Origin of the sequence: Vibrio sp. Of7-15, assembly GCF_022347565.1 — a bacterium.
Lineage (GTDB): Bacteria > Pseudomonadota > Gammaproteobacteria > Enterobacterales > Vibrionaceae > NORP241.
In genome coordinates this window covers 37,365-59,470 of record NZ_JAKRGH010000032.1, presented here as the reverse complement: position 1 = coordinate 59,470, position 22,106 = coordinate 37,365, and the positions used below count along the sequence as shown (strand labels likewise).

At 43.1% G+C, this 22,106-nt stretch carries 21 protein-coding genes; 4 read left to right on the top strand and 17 right to left on the bottom strand.

Translation table 11 applies throughout. The annotated features are described in order from the left end of the window. From MHO82_RS22690 to MHO82_RS22675, 4 genes are all read right to left on the bottom strand, one after another. On the bottom strand, nt 1-240 hold a 240-nt coding region (locus MHO82_RS22690; protein WP_239188224.1), incomplete at its 3' end, for a hypothetical protein. A 768-nt stretch (nt 241-1,008) separates the two neighbouring features. Beyond that, a complete protein-coding gene (locus MHO82_RS22685; RefSeq protein ID WP_239188222.1) occupies nt 1,009-1,482 on the bottom strand; it encodes a methylated-DNA--[protein]-cysteine S-methyltransferase in 474 nt (157 codons plus the stop codon). Beyond that, complete coding sequence (locus tag MHO82_RS22680) at nt 1,479-2,855, bottom strand: AlkA N-terminal domain-containing protein (RefSeq protein WP_239188220.1); 1,377 nt, start codon at nt 2,853-2,855, stop codon at nt 1,479-1,481. The genes MHO82_RS22685 and MHO82_RS22680 overlap by 4 nt, the downstream gene beginning before the upstream one ends. A gap of 211 nt (nt 2,856-3,066) precedes the next feature. Further along, nucleotides 3,067-3,687, bottom strand: coding sequence for a heme-binding beta-barrel domain-containing protein (locus MHO82_RS22675; protein ID WP_239188218.1), 621 nt, complete (start codon nt 3,685-3,687; stop codon nt 3,067-3,069). A gap of 229 nt (nt 3,688-3,916) precedes the next feature. On the opposite strand from MHO82_RS22675, the gene MHO82_RS22670 reads away from it, so the two are divergent. Beyond that, nucleotides 3,917-4,378 carry a DUF3429 domain-containing protein gene (locus MHO82_RS22670; protein ID WP_239188216.1) on the top strand — a complete coding sequence of 154 codons (462 nt, stop codon included), beginning with the start codon at nt 3,917-3,919 and terminating at the stop codon, nt 4,376-4,378. Here MHO82_RS22670 and def read toward each other — a convergent pair. Together def and MHO82_RS22660 are read right to left on the bottom strand one after the other, a co-directional pair. Then, on the bottom strand, nt 4,375-4,878 hold the full coding sequence (gene def / locus MHO82_RS22665) for a peptide deformylase (protein WP_239188214.1): 504 nt from the start codon (nt 4,876-4,878) through the stop codon (nt 4,375-4,377). The genes MHO82_RS22670 and def overlap by 4 nt on opposite strands. 167 nt (nt 4,879-5,045) lie before the next feature. Continuing rightward, nucleotides 5,046-5,459 carry a GNAT family N-acetyltransferase gene (locus tag MHO82_RS22660; RefSeq protein WP_239188212.1) on the bottom strand — a complete coding sequence of 138 codons (414 nt, stop codon included), beginning with the start codon at nt 5,457-5,459 and terminating at the stop codon, nt 5,046-5,048. A 255-nt stretch (nt 5,460-5,714) separates the two neighbouring features. On the opposite strand from MHO82_RS22660, the gene pyrF reads away from it, so the two are divergent. Further along, nucleotides 5,715-6,536: an orotidine-5'-phosphate decarboxylase gene (gene pyrF / locus MHO82_RS22655; protein WP_239188210.1), complete on the top strand. Its 822-nt coding sequence runs from the start codon at nt 5,715-5,717 to the stop codon at nt 6,534-6,536. Between the two features lie 53 nt (nt 6,537-6,589). Here pyrF and MHO82_RS22650 read toward each other — a convergent pair whose 3' ends face one another. The 7 genes from MHO82_RS22650 to MHO82_RS22620 all read right to left on the bottom strand — a co-directional run bounded on the left by MHO82_RS22650 (nt 6,590) and on the right by MHO82_RS22620 (nt 14,470). Next, nucleotides 6,590-7,441 (bottom strand): energy transducer TonB, encoded by an 852-nt coding sequence (locus MHO82_RS22650; protein WP_239188208.1) that lies wholly within the window; start codon nt 7,439-7,441, stop codon nt 6,590-6,592. Between the two features lie 20 nt (nt 7,442-7,461). After that, entirely contained in the window at nt 7,462-7,908 is a 447-nt protein-coding gene (gene exbD, locus MHO82_RS22645; protein WP_239188206.1) for a TonB system transport protein ExbD, read from the bottom strand. A gap of 2 nt (nt 7,909-7,910) precedes the next feature. After that, nucleotides 7,911-8,660: a tonB-system energizer ExbB gene (gene exbB, locus MHO82_RS22640; protein WP_239188230.1), complete on the bottom strand. Its 750-nt coding sequence runs from the start codon at nt 8,658-8,660 to the stop codon at nt 7,911-7,913. Between the two features lie 342 nt (nt 8,661-9,002). After that, nucleotides 9,003-10,484 (bottom strand): surface lipoprotein assembly modifier, encoded by a 1,482-nt coding sequence (locus MHO82_RS22635; RefSeq protein WP_239188204.1) that lies wholly within the window; start codon nt 10,482-10,484, stop codon nt 9,003-9,005. Nucleotides 10,485-10,562: 78 nt separating this feature from the next. Then, complete coding sequence (locus MHO82_RS22630) at nt 10,563-11,291, bottom strand: Slam-dependent surface lipoprotein (RefSeq protein WP_239188202.1); 729 nt, start codon at nt 11,289-11,291, stop codon at nt 10,563-10,565. A gap of 260 nt (nt 11,292-11,551) precedes the next feature. Then, complete coding sequence (locus tag MHO82_RS22625; RefSeq protein ID WP_239188200.1) at nt 11,552-12,916, bottom strand: PKD domain-containing protein; 1,365 nt, start codon at nt 12,914-12,916, stop codon at nt 11,552-11,554. 213 nt (nt 12,917-13,129) lie between these two features. Next, nucleotides 13,130-14,470, bottom strand: coding sequence for a PKD domain-containing protein (locus MHO82_RS22620; protein ID WP_239188198.1), 1,341 nt, complete (start codon nt 14,468-14,470; stop codon nt 13,130-13,132). Nucleotides 14,471-14,873: 403 nt separating this feature from the next. On the opposite strand from MHO82_RS22620, the gene MHO82_RS22615 reads away from it, so the two are divergent. Beyond that, nucleotides 14,874-15,242, top strand: coding sequence for a VOC family protein (locus tag MHO82_RS22615; protein WP_239188196.1), 369 nt, complete (start codon nt 14,874-14,876; stop codon nt 15,240-15,242). A 69-nt stretch (nt 15,243-15,311) separates the two neighbouring features. Here the strand turns inward: MHO82_RS22615 and MHO82_RS22610 are convergent, their stop codons facing one another. The 3 genes from MHO82_RS22610 to MHO82_RS22600 all read right to left on the bottom strand — a co-directional run bounded on the left by MHO82_RS22610 (nt 15,312) and on the right by MHO82_RS22600 (nt 19,993). Next, on the bottom strand, nt 15,312-18,434 hold the full coding sequence (locus MHO82_RS22610; RefSeq protein WP_239188194.1) for a TonB-dependent receptor: 3,123 nt from the start codon (nt 18,432-18,434) through the stop codon (nt 15,312-15,314). Between the two features lie 96 nt (nt 18,435-18,530). Next, nucleotides 18,531-19,472, bottom strand: a complete 942-nt coding sequence (locus MHO82_RS22605) for a FecR domain-containing protein (protein ID WP_239188192.1) — start codon at nt 19,470-19,472, stop codon at nt 18,531-18,533. Nucleotides 19,473-19,474: 2 nt separating this feature from the next. Continuing rightward, a complete protein-coding gene (locus MHO82_RS22600; RefSeq protein ID WP_239188190.1) occupies nt 19,475-19,993 on the bottom strand; it encodes a sigma-70 family RNA polymerase sigma factor in 519 nt (172 codons plus the stop codon). Nucleotides 19,994-20,281: 288 nt separating this feature from the next. Here MHO82_RS22600 and MHO82_RS22595 point away from each other — a divergent pair, with 288 nt between their 5' ends. Beyond that, a complete protein-coding gene (locus MHO82_RS22595) occupies nt 20,282-20,833 on the top strand; it encodes an adenylate kinase (protein ID WP_239188188.1) in 552 nt (183 codons plus the stop codon). A gap of 56 nt (nt 20,834-20,889) precedes the next feature. On the opposite strand, the gene MHO82_RS22590 is transcribed toward MHO82_RS22595, so the two are convergent. Then, complete coding sequence (locus tag MHO82_RS22590) at nt 20,890-21,972, bottom strand: PQQ-dependent sugar dehydrogenase (protein WP_239188186.1); 1,083 nt, start codon at nt 21,970-21,972, stop codon at nt 20,890-20,892. Nucleotides 21,973-22,106: the final 134 nt, after the last annotated feature.

The following is a 22,106-nucleotide window of genomic DNA, read 5'->3' as shown; positions in this document are numbered from 1 at the left end:
CAAATAACGTTGATGTCGCTCTGAAAACTGATAGAAGATAGATTCTACCCAATGATTATAACTCTTCAAAGACTGCACACCTACATGCCTTTGAAACTTACCTAGTCGAAGGCTTCTCTCTAAAGAAAGTTGAGCGTCTTCCAAGTCATATAATCGATCTTGATAGAACTCCTCTTTTATTTCTAAATCTTCTTCTAACCCTTGGTGAAATTTATCTCTATGGTGTTTAAAAATGTTCATATTGTTGCTCTTAGCGTAATTTGAAGCCGCTATTAAAGCACTGCGTGCCTAAATTAAATGAATGAGTATATCGGAAAGGAATGGGGCAAGATCATGGCACAGCTACAACACCAAGTTCAATCACAAGCGTAATATTATTGCAATCACACTCGAAAAAACTGGGGGGTTATATCCTTAAACCCTAGGCTGTATCCCTTAATTATCTTGGTATCATCGCAGACGCTATTTTCAATCAGAACAATGAAAAAAGGCTGAAGTTTAGCTGGCTAAATAAAGGATTTTTGAAGCAGTGCTGTGCAGAAAAGGGCTCTGCCCGACGGGTTATGACCAAAACTCGTTCTAAGGCCGCAAAACTTCTTGAAAAGAGAATCACTCTTCCCTTCAAAGTTTTGCTTGTTATTTCAAATTTTGGTCAATAACGATGATTCAAATAATTGAAGGACACAGCCTAACTTTTCCATTGTTCTACCATAAAACCGCTTACGCAAACAAAAGAGCTTGACCGTCCATGCTGATCCACAATAAATCATCACTTTGAACAAACCACTCTGTAGATCGTCGATTAAAATAATTCACTAATTTATGCATTTGGGTATCTCCTACGTTCTACTTAATCAAAGCAGTTAAACCCAGAAGCTGCACACCCAATATAGTAAATTGCGTCAGTAAACACGTTTACCGTATGAATTTGAAAGCAACCATCATCAAGAGATTGGGCACACCTCAAAGAATTCCCCCTGTGTTGCAACGATTCCTGAGTTACGCCTATTAAAATACACCTTCATGAACAAGTAATTGCTTTTTACGCTCAACACCACCCGCATAACCCGTTAGTTTTCCGTTTTTTCCAATCACGCGATGGCACGGCACAATAACTGAAATTGGATTTTTGCCATTAGCCAGCCCTACCGCTCTGACTGCTTTAGGGTTATCAATAGCATTCGCCAGATCTTGATAACTCCACGTTTGCCCAAAAGGAATGGTGGTTAATGCCTGCCACACTTTTTGCTGGAATGGCGTTCCTGTCGCCGCTAGTGGCACAGAAAAAGTTACACGTTCGCCATTAAAATATTCTTGTAACTGGCCAACCGTCATCGTCAATATTGGATGGGCATCATTCTGCTGGCCCAGCTCATCAGGCCGAGTCGTGTGGGTTTCAAACCAAATACCAAGCAAACCTGAATCACTGGCTTGGATTGTCATTTTACCGATCGGGCTTTGATAATACGTAAAACATGTCATGACTGTTTATTCCAACAATGAAAAGTGGCATAACTGCCCCAAGGTGACATTACACTGTCATCTAAGGATGTTTGTGTTGCCATAAATTTTTTAACAATGAGATCTGAGCTTAAAAAGCAATCAGGCTCAGACAAACCGCGCAGTTTAGCGTAATTCGCCGTCCATGGACCAATGCCTTTTATCGCAAGCCACTCATCTGGGTGATGATCTCGACTATGTTCCATGTAGTGCGCAAACGCAAGCAAGGTCTGTTTTCTTTTTTGCGGCATTTTTAAAAACGCTAATTCACTTTGACTCACTTCACTTGGCTCTGGGAAATAAGTCTTCCCTGCATCTTGATAACCTAAGTGCTCCACAAAACGATTTAGTTGTGTGATCGCCGCCTTTACCGACACTTGCTGCCCTAAAATGGCTCTCACCCCCGCTTCCCATGTATCCCATACCCCGGGGATGCGTATGCCACTGCCACTTAATACACCTGAAGCCGTTTTTTCTAAATGTTGCTCTATGACTGCCATATCCGCATCTAAATCGAGCATCCGCCGAACATGAGAAACCAGTTGTTTTAGCTGGGTAATGTCTTCAATCTCAAACTCCATTGTGAGGGTATTTGCACTGGCGGGCCACACTTTGAACCACCCTTTTCCTTGCCCTAACCGAAAAGTTCGCTGATAGCTTTGCTCCTCAACCAGTTCTGCCCCCTCGACGACTCTTAAACGATAAAAGTTCAGTGTATGCTCCCAATTAAATGGCGGCCGAAATGCCAGGGTTAATCGGTTATAGGTCGCTGGCACGTTTAAAGTTTTGCGCACTTGACTCGGCGTTAACTTCAACTGTTTTTTAAACGCATCATTAAATCGGCGTACACTTTGAAAACCACATGCTAAAGCAATATCGCTGATACCTAGCTGACTGCCGTGAAGTAGCTGCTTAGCAAACATCAATTGATGATACTGGGCATATTGTTTGGGTGACATCCCTAAATATTGTTGAAATAGCTTTCGTAAATATCGATCACTAATTCCCAAACGTTCTGCCAGCACCACTAAGCTGCTTTGTTGTAAAGCACCAGATTCAATCAGCCCTACAGCCCTTTGAAAGGTGGTTTCGGTTCCCTTCCATGCCCACGAACCCGGCGCACTGTCGGGGCGACAACGCAAACAGGGCCGATAACCCGCTTGCAGCGCCTGCACTGGATTTGGAAAATACTCAACGTTCTTTTCTTTGGGTGTGGTTGCAGGGCAAATCGGGCGACAGAAAATACCCGTCGTTTTCACTGCAATATAAAAACGACCATCAAACCGAGCATCACGTGACTGACGCGCACGCTGGCACTGCTCGATAGATAAATCAGAAAATGTGCTTATTTCCATTACCCTACATCACCTCTTACCATTCATACCGAGAGTATACGTGGTTTAAGATTTGATACTCGCCACTTTCGGAACTGAATGTAAGCAAAAAGATAGAGTCAATCGACGGAAAATAAAACCTAGTGGAAAGAAAGAAGAGAAAAGAAACAAGACTCCGGCCATGATTGACATTATGCTCATAAAATCATGACCGCAGCCTTAAAGAAGTAGATTACTTCACTTTATATAGGGTGCTGGCATCAGTATGAGAGAAATCTTCACCATATACTTCTACTGAGGTCGTTTGCGAATAAACCAAACGATCTTTCGTGATGTTTAGGTTCATAATAAAATCTTCTGTCGAAGCGTTATCAGACATGAAGTTAGACTCAGCAATGCCTTGATTAGAAGAGACCAATGTCATGTTATTACCCGCTTTTCCTTCAGCGGTAACACACGTAGTACGAGGAACACAGAAAGAGTTGTACACTACTTGGTTCTCTTTATCGTAGATGAAGTAGCCTCGCTGATCATGAAACTTAGAGTCGTCTTTTTTACGGAATACTTCTTGTTTGTAGTAAAGGGCCACCAGATATTGCTCACTGGCATTTTTGGCGTCTGCGGCCACTTCAAAGGTCATGACTTCGTAGAATGGCGTAACCGATGCAGCCCCCTCACCCGCTGCTGAGCCTTCTTGACCAGGTGCAACGTCCACACCACCCGCGTCTGACGATTTCCACGTACCGACCAATTGAGCCAATGGGCCAAAATCTAGTCCATTAATTACAGTTTCTTCAGCAAAACTAGGGAAGGACAGTGCTGCGGCCACACTCAGGGAAAGGATTTTTTTCATTTTACTTCCAACTTATTGATTTAATTATCATATAAATATAACGTTCGGAATACGGACTATACTTATTTCACATGATAAAAAAACTCATTTGCGGCATTTATGTGTAACATTTTATTTCACAGAATGAATGAGATAGCTTCAAATAGCCCGAAAAGATATTCAATTAATTACCCATATTCTCAAACTTGGTTCACACTTAATCTGTGTTTATTTCATGACAAGGCAAAATATGACAACATCACCTGACATCATCGTCCGCCGATTAGGCTATCTTGGATTACTGCCCTTTGCTCTTTGTATGGTGGCCATCGGGATCGAAAAAGAGTTATTCGGTTTGTCCGCTGTAAACGTTTTTATTACCTATAGTGCCGTTATTCTCAGTTTTCTTTCTGGGGCTTTATGGGGCAACGCCATTGACCACATTCAGCATGCGTTAAGTAGAAACGCGCTTATCCTCAGTAATTTATTGGCATTTATAGCGTGGGGGGTGATGTTGCAATCAACAGACAGCAACATGGTTTCACTGCTCGTGCTCTTATTTGGCTTCATTACTGTCTGGCTAACTGAAATGAAAATAAGAGAAAGTGAACACGAAGAAAAGCCAGCGATATACCGGCCTTTACGAAAAAGGTTAACGATGATCGTAGTCAGTATGCATTTGTTGGTGGCTCTGTATCTAATACTCGTTTAAGCAAATATTTTATTGCGCTTTTTCACTTTTTTCAGCGCCATTTTTCGCTTCAAAGGGGATAAATAATCGATAAACAGGATCCCCTTAAGGTGGTCGATTTCGTGCTGCATCACAATAGCCAGAAAATCATCACTTTCCACCGTCACTGGTTCGCCATGACGATTCAATGCCGATACCGTCACTTTGGTGTATCTTTCTACATCGGCATAATAACCCGGCACAGACAGGCAGCCTTCCTGCCCTGAAACTTTATTGCTACCTTCAGTCACTTGCGGGTTAATTAGGATCAGGGGATCATTGCGGTTTGGCGAGATATCAATAACAATAATCGCTTCCTGACGACCAACCTGGGTGGACGCTAAACCGATGCCATCTTCGGTGCTGTACATCGTTTCTAACATATCGTCAATTAAGCCTTGTACAGAACTCACATCCTGTACATCAGTGGCTGGAATTTTTAATTTAGGATCAGGAATGGTAAGTACATTTAAAATGGCCATGTTGCCCTCGTACACTCAAATTGAATTAACAAAGCAATATACCCGTCACAAAACTAATTTCGACTTAATTACAAAACAAACCTAGCCATTTGTGATACTAATAGCAAAAACAAGCCTTCAAAGTTAATAACTTAAGTAACAATAAGGAAAAACCACCTCAATAGCCTTTACAACTGCTTAGTTAGGAAATGCAATTGATCTTTGACAGGGTAATCATTTAGCGTCATCTGACACTGGTATCCCTGTTTCTCATAAAATGGACGAGCCTGAAAGCTAAAGGTATCCACCAGTGCCGATGTGCACCCCTTTTCCACCGCATACTGCTCAAATTTAGATAATAATATCGAGCCAAGCCCACTGTTTTTATGGTTAGCATCAACCCATAAAAATTTAATTAATAACCAACTCCCCCAAATACGACCAGTGATCCCACCTATTTTAGCGCCATCATCATGATATAAAAAACACGCCACTTCTTGCTCTTCTACCCCACTTAAAAAAGGTGAGTTATGCTCAATCAAACCGGCACGAACTTCCTCAATCTCTTTCTCTTCTGGGTTTTCTTTTATTACAAAATCCATTTCAATACCTACTCTATTCTGTTGTATTTATTAATATAAAACTAACCTGTAAAAACTCACTTATATCAAACAACTTAATTACACAATAATACGCTGTTTATCTCACTTACTAAATAATGACCTCATTTTACACGATTACCTATTGTGCCTTAGGCCATGTCCACACAACATTCAGGTCCGTTAAAGAACATGGCTTTCATCACAATTCATTATTCAATAAAAGCGTAAATCGAGTAACAAGAGGAGTATTACTGCGTGAGTTTTATCAAAAAATTAGAGCAGTCGTGGAAAAAGAGTAATTCACTACTCTGCATTGGCTTAGATCCCGATATCAATAAAATGCCTGAACGCTTTAAACATCAGCACAACGCATTTTTCAACTTTAACAAAGCCATAATCGATAGCACTCATGATCTCGTGTGCGCGTTTAAACCTCAAATGGCCTATTTCTCTTCTGAATCTGCTGAGCAGCAATTAGAGCAAACTATTCACTATATTAAGACAGCGTACCCACACATTCCTGTGATTCTAGATGCCAAAAGAGGCGACATTGGCAGTACTGCTACTATGTATGCTCGCGAAGCCTTTGAGCGTTATGATGCGGATGCAGTCACCATTAATCCCTACATGGGATCAGATTCTGCTCAACCCTTTCTGCAATACCAAGAACGCGGGGTGATCTTTCTGTGCCGAACCTCAAATTCAGGAGCAAAAGACATTCAAGATCTTGAGGTATCTGGCCAGCCATTGTATGAAAAAGTAGCCAGCCTAATCGCTAATGAGTGGAACACAAACCGCAATTGCTTATTAGTGGTTGGAGCAACATGGCCATCCCAAATGGCGAGAATACGCTCGTTAGTGGGAAATATGCCCTTTTTAGTCCCCGGCGTTGGTGCTCAGGGCGGTGATGTGGAGGCTATCATCAAAGCAGGCCAAACTTCTGATGGCACTGGGCTAATTATCAGTTCATCCAGAGCCATATTGTACGCCGACGCCAGTGAGAATTTTGCTCACGCAGCAAGAGCCGAAGCACTACGGCTGCGCGATGAGATAAATCAACACCGCCACCCTGACTAAAGTACTGAGGCTTTATTCGCTCATTAAGAGGCACAGATAGCTCTGCTTTTTCCTTAAAGAGAGAAGTTGATCGGAAGCGTCATGGTCAACTTTTCTCCAATAACCATCTCCGGAGGCTTGGGCAATGGTTGTGCACGATACGCCAAATCAAGAGCTTCATTGTCCAAGGATGGGACACCTGAACTTCTCACTAAACGTACATTCAATACTTTCCCATCACGGGTCATCACAAAATCGATCACGGGCATCCCTTGCTTTCTCATCCTCTTTGCCATGCGAGGATACCGTTTTTCCTTTTCTAAATGAGCATGTAACGCTTGTTGCCACCGGATACGTGCAGTCTTTTCAGCATGGCTCAATTGCCCCTGAAATGGCGCTGATACTTGCTCACTTTGCTTCGGAGCTTGAACGGTCGGTTGAGCTGCTGCTTTTTTCGCCAGTGAATCTATCGGTGCATCATCCTTTTGAGGATCTTGCTTAGGCTTAGGAGGCAGCTCGGTTTTCTTCGGCGTCTTATCCTGCTTTTTCACTATCTTGGTAAGAGGCTTAGCAGGTTTCGGCGATGCGTCTAGCACAGGTTGTTTTACTTTTGCTTTTTCATTCACTATAGGTGGTTCTTCCGAAGCAATCGCTGCTGTTTTCTTAGGCTCTGTTGTTTCTTGAGGTTCGGCTTTACGGCTTTGCATGGATTCCTGCTGAGCCTCGCCAACATCCACATGATTTACTTTAGGTGAAGATAAAGGCGCGACCAAACTCACGGCAATAGGTGCGGCAGCAGGAGGCGGTGTATATAAATGACGAGGCGTCCAAAAATACGCTACAGCGGCGGCAACATGAAGCAGTAAGCTAAAAAAAATGCCCGCAACAATCCACCCTATAAAGCCCTCTAAATGGGCAGTTTTCATGCCCTGACCTGAGAAAGCACTCATGATCCCGACTCAACTTCTCGCCTTTGTGGCGTTACTTCTTCCCCCACTAAGGCAATTTGAGTGTATCCACTATTTACCAAGGTATTCATCACATTCATTAAGTCTTGGTATACCAGCTCTTTATCTGCTCTTAAATAAATTCGTTCTTCCTTACTGGGTAATGCATTGTTCAGTGCGTATGAGAGTTTATCCAGCGTTACCACTTGTTCTTCACCTAATGTTAATACCATATCTTCTTGGACGGTTAGATAAAAAGGCTCATTGGGTTGTGGCTGAGGCTTAGCAGACGATGACGGTAAATCGACTGGAACATTCACCGTTGCCAGTGGAGCAGCCACCATCACGATGATCAATAACACCAACATCACATCCACTAAAGGGGTGACATTAATATCGTGATTTTCGACCATTTCATTAGAACTTGAGGAAGGTTTAAAGGCCATAATTACCCCGCATTTTTCACTGGTTGTGGCGCTGTTTTTAATGCGGTGAGTTTACGATCCAAATCACGACTAACCAAAACCAACAGTGCCGCCGTAATATCGGCAAGCGAAGCACGATAACGACCAATAGCACGAGTAAAGTGGTTATAAATCACCACGGCTGGGATCGCCGCCACTAAACCAATCGCTGTCGCTAATAATGCTTCAGCGATCCCCGGAGCCACCACCACTAATGTGGTACTTTGTGATTCAGCAATACCAATAAATGCATTCATGATCCCCCATACGGTGCCAAACAAACCGACAAATGGGCCCACAGAGCCAATTGTCGCCAGTACGCCTGTGCCAACGGTCATCTTAGTATTTAAAGACGCTTCTACTCGCTGCAAACGAATTTGCACTCGCTCTTTAATACCGTCGTCGCTGGCTTCTCCCATAGAGGACAATATTAATTCGTGACGAGTGGATGAGATGAGCGCTAAACCACCACCTTTAAGCTCATCGCAGCGTTGCTCGGCTTCTGAAAAACTTTCAGATTCAACCAACTCACCAAGCACTGACTGGCTACGACGGCATGCAATGGTGAGCTGAGCTTGTTTTGCAATCAACACGGCCCATGTCAGTACCGATGCGAACAGTAGACTGATCATGACTGACTTTACCACCCAATCTGCCGCCTGATACATGCCCATCGGTGACATATCATGCTGCGTCACTTTCGGTGCTGATAAAGTCTGTTGAGGAAGATCCATAATCGGCGCAGGCACAGTTGAAGTTGAAGCCGAGATTGAAGCTGAAACAACAGCAGTAGAGCTAACTGGAGACGTCACATTCTCACTCATGGCAGAGCCAGTGTCCGTTTCCATCGGTGTTACCGATTTTTGTGCAAATACCTGAGTGGTGCTAAAAAGCAACACAAAGAGCAGATATATTTTAGAAAATTTGGCGATCATTCAATTAAACTCATCCAGTAAAAAACGCAAAAAGACACAGCCTTGATCAGACATGTGCCTTGTTCTTACCTTCTATACCGAATGAGCCTAACAAAACCGTAAAAATAATTTAAAAAATTTTCGGCTATTGATTGCTCACGACTAAAAGCGCTTCTCAAGCTTAATGCTGTATTGATTCTTTTGATAGCTGTACAGCCAATCCACATTACTGCTCACTTGTGTGTGCTGCCATGTTAATAACGGCGAAAATCCGTACACCGACCATTTCTTTGCTGCCACGACTAGCGTGTGGTTTTGCTCTTTGTCTTCTCTTTTCGCATCCAATAAAGCACTGAACCCACCATATTTTCGCTCTCGTAATGAGCTAAATAGGCTAATATCAAAACCTGAATCCCAGCTTTTGTTCACTCCAAAGCGCCCACCAATCAACTGATATTCATGCACGTTTTGATCGTTTTCTTTTTTGGTCCAATCCACACCACCGAATAATAGCCACCCTTTTGCAACTTGATGCCAGTACGTCATGCTAGATGACCATTGCCAATCCGATTGGTAATCTAACGCCTTTGGCCGATAGGTTTGGCGTTCCACCTCACCTTCAAACTTAAATGCACTTTTCGCCGAGATATTTTTTACCCAATCGGCCTTTAAACCTGCGGACACATACAAAGCATGGTTACCCGACGCGTTATACTCCACTTGAGGTGAGAAAGAAAAACGGTTTTTTGCACTATGAAAGCTATAACCTAGACTGGCGATTAAAGTATGTTCATTAAATTGAGTATGATTGTTATAAACTGAGCCATAACTTAAGCCCCGAAAACTGATCCCATGATGGCCTTCTAGAGAAAAGCGTTTATTCAAACTGGCATCAAAATCAATCCCCGTGGCAGACTCTGCTTCTGGGGTTACCCTGTCCATCAAGCAAAGGCCAGTTGCATGGCGTAATAAGCACGTATAACTTTCTGATGATTGGTTAAGATTATCGTTAAAACTCGGGCCAAAACTGAACGCCCCCTGCCAAGTGTCACGATGGTTTAAGGCATTCACAAAACTTTCAACCGTGTTGCGCACCCCTTGAGCCCGAGGGTTATCAGCAGGCAACGCTGAATCAACACGCTGAAACAATTCCAATGAGTCACTGTTTTTCTGATTATCGAACAGTACCCGCGCTAACTCTAATTGGCCAGGCAAAAAGTTAGGTTGGCTCTCTAATAATGCGTGATATTCTAACTCAGCGTCGGTGAGCTGCCCGTCCTGCCTAAAGATTGCCCCTTTAGCATAATGCACCAATAACATATCGTGCCCCGGAATGGCTTGGTAGCGTGTAAGGAAATCTTGCGCCAAAAACCACTGACGTGATTGCACAGCCAAATGTAAAGCTTGCCCAAGCTCATGAAGCGTATTACCCACATCATACGTTTGACCATTCACCGTGATCGACGCTGCCTCTTCTTCTTTATTGAGTTCCTCTTCAATAAAAGCACGCTCTGTTTGACGGGCGCTCAAATCATCCCGCTGTTGAAGACGAAGGTTCGTGTCTTGATTGGCAAACACGGCGAAAGGAAAAAAGCTGCTCATCAGCAGCACACAACATACACGAGAAAAAATAGTCACTTTCATATTTGACTCAAACTGCAGGTACAAAAAAGCAGAAGCAGCCGAAACTGCTCCTGTTCGTTCGAATACATACAAAATTAATTACTGCTTAGAACCACCAAACGCCGTGTCTAGCTGGCTATTGCTGTCAAAGGTCGCAATACCTGCTAATGAAGCAGCATCCGCACCAAAAAAGTGACCTTGAGAAACACCAGAGGTATTAATTCCGCCTTGCGTTGCCATTGCCGAACCATTAAAAGCAGCCGTTGCTGAGTTAATTTGGGCATTCACTGTCACTGCCAGTGAAGCATTTGAAATCGTGCCATTTAGAGTCTGTGCACCAAAATCTGCATTGAATGTGCCCGCTAGCTGGTTGCCACCAGAGAACTTGTTAATACCAGCAATGTTGTACGTTGCTGTACCGCTTGTTGGTACTGTCGTGCCAGCATCGTTACCCACATAATAAACCGCACGGTTATTAAAGCTTACATCTTGGCTGCCTTCATACCACTCACCAAACCAGACGTCCTGATTCGCGACTTGCACAAAGTTATAGTGGGAGTTGCTAAAGTGTTTGCTGCCCGATGTATACACATCACCGCGTTGTTTACTTGAGAAAATATTATTTGATAAGCCTTGAAAATCAACACGTTTACCCGTAGCGCTGCCAATGCCAGCCTTACCTTTTGCATGGAAAAATGGCACATAAACTTCCGACTCACCCACTTGGCGTAGCGTATTGTCACTGATCGCACCATCAAAGCCTGCATGAGCAAATGAGCTTAGGCCTAACATTGCAGCTGTGATCCATGAAAGTTGAAGTGGTTTCATTGTTTCTTCCTTTATTTGGGCAATTTAAAAATAATAAGTTGGAGCTGAAATACGCATCTGATACGTCATCTCAATCTCACTTACTACACCGAGTGAATTGCCCAAAACCGTAATATTTTTTTGAAGAAATTTTATCTAATTGACAAAAAACATATAAATTACAATATTCCCGAGAAACATTGATACAAACAAAAAAAGCGCGATACACGCGCTTTTATTAATAAGAACAAATTACAACGCTAGAATGAAGCGCCTATATTTTAACGGCTAATAAACTGGTAACTCACCGTGAATCTTTCTTGCATACTAAAATCATTAGGGCCATTTAAGCTCCACACAAATGAAAAATGCAATTCACTTTGCTTGCCGCCCGTCGCCGGAGCCACTAAATCAAACGTTAAGCGATCTCCTTTTCTCACCACCTGAGTATTCCCAGCAGATAAACCCTGAAAATAGGGGACAATATTGCCCGAAGCGTCTTCGGCACGAATACCACTGATAGTCACGTCTTTCCCTACTGCCTCAATAGCATAACGGCCTAGAATATAACTCTCAGATATCTCGCCTGTTTCACTTGTTTTATCAACCACAAACTGTTGTCGATAAGGCAAAATTTGTGGCTCGCTCTCGTCACCCACCAGCAATCGAGTATGAGGCGCTTGTGGCGAAACTACCCTGACGGCCAAACTGTTTGGCGTGCTTTGTAGCTCTCCGTCATCAACAATTAAAGAAAACTGATAAACCCCTGGTACATCACCAGTAAAAGAGGTTTTTTCAATCATAGGGTTATCAATGGTCACATTTGAATTATTGGGCTTTGAAGTCACAGACCACTGATACATTAATGGGTCGTCATTGGCATCAAAGCTCGACGATCCATCTAAAGGAACAGAAGCACCGACAAGAGCGATCATGCTGTTATTGACGCCAGACACCGGTGGCACATTTTCATAATAAAAAGTCACTTTTACGGTATCGCTGGAAAACGCTTTCCCGTCAGAGACCGTTAACTTAACGACATAATCACCAGCCACATCCGTTGTCATTGAGGCGATATTACTGCTGGTTTGAAAAGAAAGCTCTGGAGCGCTATTTTCTGGCTGGCCGATCAATTCCCAATAGTAATAAAGTTCATCGCCATCCGCATCGGTTGTTTGGGTACCCAAAAGCAGAGCCATACGTACTAAACTTGCACTGGAGTCAGCTCCAGCATTCGCAACCGGAGCTGAATTTTCCGATTGTGAAATCGCCACGATTTTTACTTGATTAGGACGACTGGCAACCTTGCCATCATGCACCACCAATTCAATAATATAAGTGCCACTTTTATCTGCGGTAAATTCTGGTAATACAGTTTGGGCATTTTTTAACGTGGCTTCGCTGTTATCCGGCTTAGACTGGATAACCCATTGATACGTAATTAGGTCTTGATCTTTATCAACGCTATTACTGCCATCCAATTTGACAACATCCCCAGTTTTCACATTTTGATTAATGCCAGAAATGGCTATCGGAGCTTGATTATTCGAGTTTTCATCATTCGCACTGTTGTCACTGCCTCCATTACATGCAACCAGTAATGGCATCAGCACACTTAACAATACCCCATGCACTTTTGATTTCATTTCTATCATCCTGATCTACGCAGAACACGCGCAATAGACCGATCGCCTCGTTAGCGTAGATTTAATTCGGTTTACCGTGTTTCAAAATTAACGTTTCACCGTCTATACCGTACCAAATCGTAAAATCCGTAATAATAAGCAAAAAATAATTCAATATAATCTGCCAATAAAAAAGGCGCGGTATGCCGCGCCAAATAAAGCTCTCTAAAAGTATTAATTACTGGTAAAGAAATACGAAGCACTCATGTAGTAATCGCTATTTTCAGCAATGGTAACGCCGAAAGACAGCATCACTTGTGTACCGCCAGTTAATGGCGACATTAGCTCCACGGTCACACTTTCACCAGCTTTAATAACTTGCCCAACTTGTACACCAACCACATACGGCGTCACACTGTCCATTACATCCATTGCAATCACTTCTTTCACCGTATAATCCATTCCAACAGCTTCTAATGTAAAACTACCTACCTTATAAGCAGCTGGCAATGGATCTTCATTGATCGTCACTTGAACTTGAGCTGGCTCTAAAGCAAATGGCCATGATTTAGGTGTTGTTTCACCATCAAACACAAGCTTAAGCTCACCGCTATTTGCTTCCACTACCGTAACTTTCACATTCGATGGCGCACTTTTTAACTCACCATCGCTAACCGTTAAAGACAACACATACTCACCCACAAGATCTGGAATAAAGCTTGGGGTTTCAGAAGTGACATTATCCAAATCGGCCATGCTGTTTTCAGGCTTAGAAACAAATGCCCATTCATACAATAAAGCATCATTGTTACCATCACTGCTTGCACGACCATCTAACCGAGCTGTCGAGCCTATAACAACATCAACATCCGCTCCAGCGACGGCCACAGGTGCGACATTAGCAGGTTCAAGAGTAATAGTAACCGTATCTTCCACGCTCACTTCCTTGTCAGACACCGTCAACTTTAATACATAATTACCTTGAGCGTTCGCATTCAGCGTTGCAGTAATTTGATCGCTGTTCGTCAGTGTTGGGGTGCTGTTCTCTGGTAACTGTATGATTGTCCACTGATACGTCAGTTGTTCACCATCGGCATCGGTGGCACTACCAACCAGTTGAACAGCTTCACCAATGGCATAAGTTTTATCTTCTCCAGCATTCACCACTGGCGGCGAATTCACTGCTACTGGTGTCACCAAAACATTCACACTCACGGTTTTACTGTCTGATTTACCATCGTTAACCACCAACTCAATCACATAAGTTCCCGCTAAATCTGCCGTAAATTCAGGTGTTACCGTGTCGCTCTTCTTTAGGCTGGCTTGACTGCCTTCTGGCTTTGTTTTAATGGACCAGCGATAAGTGATCAAGTCTCCATCTTTGTCTGAGCTATTCTTTCCATCTAGTTTCACCACATCGCCAACAGACACATTTTGGTTATCTCCCGCTGCTGCAATAGGAGCCTGATTTTGATCAGCGTTATCTGATGCAGAAGTGTCTGCATCATCGCTGTTACAGGCAACCAGCATTGGCACAGCCAAAGAAAAAAGCATCCATTTCAATCTTGATTTCATTTGTTTCGTCCTAATTTACTGGTGTTATCACAGCCAACACGAAAATCGCACCTTTCGCGGAATTCACCTCTTTGCTCGGTCAGCTATGATGTGGAATTAATGTCTCACCCACTACACCGAACGAAACCAAATAAACCGTAATGTTGCAGGACATTTATTTTTATAGAAAAGTGAATAAAGGCAAATAAAGCTCAAGCCGAAAAAATTCACAAAGCACTAACCACCTGTTTTTATTTATAGTTGTGAGACAAATCTAACAATTTAATTTAAATGTGAAGGATGAAGAAATTTACACTTCCTCACTCTCTCTGCGGCACTAAAATAGCCATATTGATAAATATCAAAGTCTACATCATCAAAGAATCAATACGTTAAGCCAATAAACAAAAAGAAGGAATGTTGAATGATCTTAAACCATGTGTCTGTGGGCACGTCGGATATGGCTAAAGCCGTGAGTTTTTATGACGCCGTATTGTCTACACTAGCCATCAAGCGTTCTCACTACATCGAAAATGTTGCCGCAGCGTATGGTGATAATTTCGAGTTTTGGGTTGGATGCCCATGTGAAAACAAGGCAACAATAGGGCACGGATCACACGTCGCGTTTAATGCACCGGATCAAAATGCCGTTGATGAATTTTACCGTGTTGCTCTTGAGCTAGGCGGTTCATGTGAAGGTAAACCAGGGCTCAGACCTGAATACAGCGAAAGCTACTATGCGGCGTTTGTACGCGATGTAGACGGCAACAAGATTGAAGCCGTTTCGATGTAATGGCCTAAGAATCATGTAAATAAACTGGCGTTGCTTCCCAAGAGAAAAAGCAACGCCATACATTACACTCTAAAAACGTCCTCTTAGCTTCAAACCAACGGTTCTTCCCGGTGATGGCATGCCCGAAACAGAGCCCGCTTCCAAGTAATAAATATCAGTAAGATTCATTCCTGTCAGTTCGGTTTCTAAATGATCGTTAATCACGTATTTCACATAAGCATCGACGGTAGTAACGTCCGTGCGTTTGATCACTTCATCTTTATGACTGCCAGAAACATAATTTGTTCTTACACCTGTTTCAAGCTGCTGATTGAAAAAACGAGCCCCAAGAAGCAAACTGGCAGACCACTCAGGAGCGGCATGGGCGGCTAAATAACTCCCTTGGCTAAATCCGGCTCTGACACAAGTTTCTGTTGAAGTTGCGTTTCCTTCCAGAATATCACTCATGAATTTCTGACTGGCTGAGGTTTCATCACACACTTCATTTCTAAAATTATAAGCCATTGAAGCATCGCTAAAATAATGGCCATTGTCGTACATTCCTTGTAGTTCAATACCACTGGTTCGCTGGCTGTCCAAATTCGTAAAGCTCATGTTATTACGATCTCGATCCATTACATCATCAATGGTCTGATCAAAATAAGTGACTTTCACACTGGCTGCGTCGAAATAATGAATATAGGCGGTTTCCCACAACTTAGCGCGCTCTGGCTCAAGGGGAGCTGAATAACTCGGTGTGGCCGAAAAACCGCTGGTGCTTTCAAATAAACTCGGAAAACGCAATGTCTCTGCATAACGAACATAAGCACGGCTGTTATCGTTAAATAACACCGTTGTGCTTAGCGAAGGCATCCACCCACCATCACTGGACTTATAACGGGTATTGGGGGTTGGCTCTGCTTCGATGCGTTGTGCTTTACAGCTGCCTTCAATGTAATTTGGGTTATTCAACGCTGCCGCACAAGCGTTATTAGCCAATGTATAATCATTTTTGCTGTCCCCCATCCAATCGGAGCTGTGATCCTGCACATACGTCGTTTCATTCTGCGCTTCTGTCACTTTCTGCTCCACTTTTTCAGCCAATAAGGCATCAAAGTTCGCCAACTCGTTTTGACGTTCATCTATTTGTGCCCGGTATTCATCGGCCTTATCCGGCATCATCACAATCAGATTCTGTAATCGATTTATGTCTTCAGCCAAGGCTTCGCGTGTAAACGTTGAGCGAACCGCATGCTCTGCGTTCGCTACGTTCTGAGCAATCTCTTCATCGGCATACCTTTCTTGAGTTTGATAACTTAGGCTGTATCCCAAATCTCTGTATTCACGTAAGCTTTGCATGTCACCTGCATCTACACGATTTTTGATGTAATTATCAATCGATTTATAATACACATAACGAACACCCGCATTAACAATCATAAAGTCTAATGGACGCCACTCCATCGTCAGGGCACCATTGTATTCTTCACGTTCCCCGGCACGCACTGCACCACCATAGTAATCAATCATGTATTGCAGCCCTTCTTTCGGGGCCAATTCATGCTTTTGATAACTGCCAGAGAAAGTCATATCGACACTATCAGCCAGCAACATTTTATTTTTAAAGTTGAAGCCAAAACGTGACTCTTCGCGGTTCACGGTCGATGTATTAACAATGGTATTTGGCGTGTCACTTTGAGGGTTCAAAAAATTTGGAAAACCGTAACCGGTATTGGTTTTCGAATCGGTTAGCGTCATCCAAAGGTTAGTGCTTAGATCGAAAAAACGACTGTCTGGATTGGCGCGAAATTTAATGCTGTACGCCTGCATATCGGCAGTAGCCAATGGCCATTGAGGCAGTCCGTCTTGGTTACGATAATCAGAGCGACTGGCCAAAATCTCGCCATGGGTGCTTAGTGTATAACGTGCATTCAATTGGAGCTTATAAAAATCAGAAAAGTTAATCGTGCCCTTTAACAAAAACGATTCCATTTCTGAGGATGTATTAGGCACTTCGTGGCCCGGATAGTGATTCAGTGCCACTTGTTCTGGTTGCAAAAAGGGATTACGACCAGCCACCATGTCGCCTTGCTCCGTTTTACCCTGTTGTTGATAAAACTCAGCCTTGTTTGAACCTGAGAAATAGTTGCCACGCTTTCGATAAGCATAAGCGCCCAACCATTCAAATTTTGGGCTGATCCCAGACACAGCCAATCGATAAGCGACATCTTCCCCGTTAACGGGGTTATTACGATCACTGCTGCGTGTTTCAAACCGCAATTCAGGATCATCGTACAAAGGCACCCCACCGATGTCTTGATAGGCGGGCACATCTTGCCAATTTTTTCCGGTATGAAGTCTCGCTTTATTGGGCTTGACGGAGTTGCTGCTGCTTTCGACTACAAACTCCATCCCAAAAGTGTCGCCTTCTGGAACAATATCTTGTGGAGAAAGCGTGGTCACTTCGACCGCACCACCAACCGAGGTGTTCACATCGGCATTGATCTGTGCACCTTTGTGGACTTTCATTCCCCCAATTAAGTTAGGATCAATGTAATTACGGTTAGAAGCGCCCCGATAGCCATTGTAAACCGAAATACTTTGCTCAGTACCATCAATGATCACAGGAACACGGCCTGGCCCCTGAACCCCACGAATATTAGGATCAATACTGCCACCGCCATTACGCGCCTCCCCACTGAATGTATTAGCCATTCCCGTAAATAAATCCGCCGCATTGGTCCCTTTAAAACGCTCTATTTCTTCTTTACCTACATAAGCAGTAGACACATCGGCATCATAAATGGCCATTTCCCCCGCGTCGTCGCGGCTTATCCCATCATCAAAGCTGGTGCTCACCTGAATAGGATCAAGCAAAAAAGCATTATCTTGCCCTGTCAGACGAAAGACACCATCGGCTTGTGGCTCGGCAGTCAGCCCAGTATTAGCAAGAATAAGCGTTAATGCATCTTCAGGTTGATAATTTCCACTCAACCCCATGCTGTACATACCATCAGACAACGCAGCATTAAGATGAAACTCAATCCCCGCTTCTAACGCAAATTGGTTGAGCACAATATCCAGTTTTCCAGCAGGGATATTATAATCAAGGGCTTCGGCAGACCATGCAGAAGCCGGAGCCAACACACTAACGAGGCTCAGCTTCGCACTCACCAGTACGGCGAGCAACGAAGGATGGGAAGGGAATGACACGTTGATTTCCTTTTCGATTTACTAACTAGCAACTACACCGAATGAAAAGAGAAAATCCTCAATGCCATAGGAAAAATAAGTGAAATAATTAATGCTTTACTGGATCTTAGGCGTAATGTTTACCCATAATGCGGTGCGGTAGTGAACTTCTATCGGCAACACTTGGCTAATGTTATAAAGGGTTTTATCCGTATCTTGAGTAGAAAAAACCCCTGTTAGGCGCAGTGACGCTAAACTTGGATCGACCTTAATGATCCCCCGACGATATCTGGCTAAATCAGTAATAAATTCTGTTAAGGGAGTGCTCTGAGCTAAGATTTTCTGCTCCAACCACAAGGCTTCTTCTGACATATTATGAGTTTTTTGCTCAATATGATCAGCGTTAAATTGGGTTTGCTCTCCGGCCAATAAATGCTCCGTCAGTGCAGCGCCCATTGGATGCAATGCTACTTCCCCTTCGTACACACTCACTTGTGTGCTACCCCTTTGTTGGCGAACCGTAAATCGCGTCCCAATCGGCACCACCCTGCCTTGTTGAGTCGACACATAAAATGGGGTCAGATGGTGAGAAGAGGTCACCATAATCTCTCCTTCCATCAAATGCAGTTTTCGCTCTTGCTGATTAAAGTCCACATAAACACGCGTACCAGTGTTCATCGCTAACGTCGTGCCATCCGATAACGTAAGTGTTCGAACTTCCCCTGTCGCTGTCACGTATTCTGCGCCATTTGGGATCTCAGCACGGCTCGATAGAACCAAACCTAAAGTGCCGAGTGAAATACCACCAAGCAGCAATACCTGACGACGAGAAAGACCACGGCGTGATTTTGTGAGTACCTTGCGGCTCATTGGAGTTTGAGGCACATTGCTGAACTTTTTCTGTAAAAACTCTAACTGCTGCCAAGCAAACTCATTTTCCGGGTTTGCCGTTAACCAACTTTGAAATGCCTGCTTGTCTTGCTCTGTTACGTCATCTGCCCATAATCGTGCCATCCACAAAGAGGCTTGCCTGATGGCTTCTCTGGAAATGTTTTCCATGCTTAATTTTGCTCCTCAAGCACTGCCATCAAACAACTTTGCAAAGCTTTAGCGACGTACTTTTCAACAGAAGAAACAGAAACATCAAGCTCTAGAGCAATTTGCTTGTAACTCATGCCCTCCAATTGACGCATCAGCAACGCTTGACGTGCTTTATGAGGCAAACGATGTAACAAAACATCAATTTCCACCAATGCTTCAACAATAATGGCCTGCGATTCGGGAGAAGGCGCAACCACTTCAGGCTCTTGCTCAAGTAAATCCAAATACGCCGTTTCGATATTACGACGGCGATATAGATCAATCACCAATCCTTTCGCAATATGCGTCAAATAACGACGTGAGTCTTTTTTCTCTGGCAGTTTACCTCGAACTAACAAGCGCAAATAGGTGTCTTGCACCAAATCTGCTGTTACCTCTGGGCAGCTCAATCGACGTTGAATATATAACGACAGCCAGCTGCGATGCTCTTGATACATACTATCAACATATTCCATATTCGCTGGATTGATTGCCATCATCACGGGTTCTCCTTAATTACCACCGCCAGAAAGACGCGAATGATAACAGTTATCATTATTGTGATAAATAAGAATAATGTATATATTTATAAAAAAGGCAGCCTCCGATTAATCACCAATGATTAATAGCCTTATAAACAAAAGGTTATACCTATTACTTTTCTAACCTCAACTTCTTTCTTTCGGAAACATTGTTAACTCCACCACATTTCCTTTATTTTTAGTTGGCATTTTTAAATTGCATCCAGACAATACGCCTCCTTCTCATTCGGCAAGGAGAATTATTTAATGGGTATATCAACAGACACTCATGCAAAAATTAATGTGGTTGGCACCAGCGGTAGTGGAAAATCCACTTTTAGCCAGCAGTTAGCGCAAGTACTGAATGTCCCTTATGTAGAAATGGATAAAATTTACTGGAAAGTAGACTGGCAAGAGCCCAATGATGACGAGTTTTTTGAAAAATTAGAAAAGGAGCTATCGCCTAATTCATGGGTATTAGATGGTAATTATACCCGCACAATTCCACTAAAATGGCAAAAAGCGACGCACGTTATTTGGATCGATTATTCGTTTCCTCGCACTCTGTATCAAGCATTAAAACGGGCTTTTATCCGATCTTGGAACAAAGAAGAACTGTGGCCAAACACGGGGAATATTGAAACGTTTAAGAAATCATTTTTTAGTCGAGATTCCATCATCTTATGGACAATAAAACGCTACCATAGTAATAGAAAGAAATATTTACGGATCATGGCATCTGATCGCTACTCGCATATTCATTTCATTCATATTCAATCACCTAAACAAGCAAAACAATTTTTAGCACAAACACAATAAGTGAACCCCAGAGAGCAGCTCCCTTCTGCTCTCTGTATTAGCCTTCCCTCTTCTTGCTATTTCGGGCTGACCTGATAAATATTGCCACTGTCTGTCGAAAAATAGATCCAACCATTATCGTCAATATCCACATCACGAATACGCTCTTTTAATTCTTCAAACAAACGGTGTTCTTCTACCGCTTGTAATTGCTCGTTTACTTTAATGACATTCAAATGAGTCAACTTTAATGCCCCTGCCAATAAATGACCATTTAGCTCAGGAAAAGCAGAACCACGGTACACGACTAAACTCCCTGGTGCGATAGAAGGCACATACACTTTTACTGGAGACTCAATACCCTCCATCTCCTCGGCTTTACCAACTTTAATTGGTCCCCAGTATTCTTTACCGTGTGAGGTTACGGGCCAGCCATAATTTGCGCCCGCTTTGATCATATTAATTTCATCGCCGCCACGAGGGCCATGTTCAATCTCCCATAATTGCTGAGTAACATGATCGTAAAATAGCCCTTGTGGATTTCGATGTCCGTAACTGTAGATCTCATTAAGTACTTTTTCATCTCCCACAAACGGATTGCTTTTAGGCACACTGCCATCAAGGTTTAAGCGCAAAATGGTTGCTGCATGAGTCAGGGTATTTTGACCATTATCTCTGTCACCTCGATCTCCGACGCCAAAATAAACATGGCCTTTATCATCAAAGGTGATCCGACTGCCATAATGACGGCTTGAGCTGTTTTTCGATTGAGTCACTAAAAGATCTTGCCAATCAATAAGCTGATTTTGATTAAGTTTGGCTCTGGCTAGGGTTGTTGCTCCTCCTTCCTTAACAGGTTTACTGTACGTAAAATACAGCCATTTCTTATCTGGTGATAAAACCACATCTAACAAGCCCCCCTGACCAGAAGCACGCACCGAAGGCACGCCTTTAATCAAAGTACTCTTTCCTGACGCTAAATGAACAATATAGGCTTTCCCAGATCGCAAGGTAATAAAAGCCCGATTAGAATCAAGAAATGTCAGCCCCCAGATCACACCAGGCACAGAAGCAACCCTCTTAACTTGATGCTCACCTAAGGGGTTAGCCGCTCCTACCGATGATAACAAAACCAAACATAACGCCAGCCATATACGCATTGAACACCTTCTCTTTCCATGAAGTATGTTGATAATAATAAGACCAAAAGCAGAAAATAAAAAAGCATAACAAGTGATTCACCACTCATTATGCTTTTATTTATGCGCTAAACATTGTCAGTATTAATGCAAAG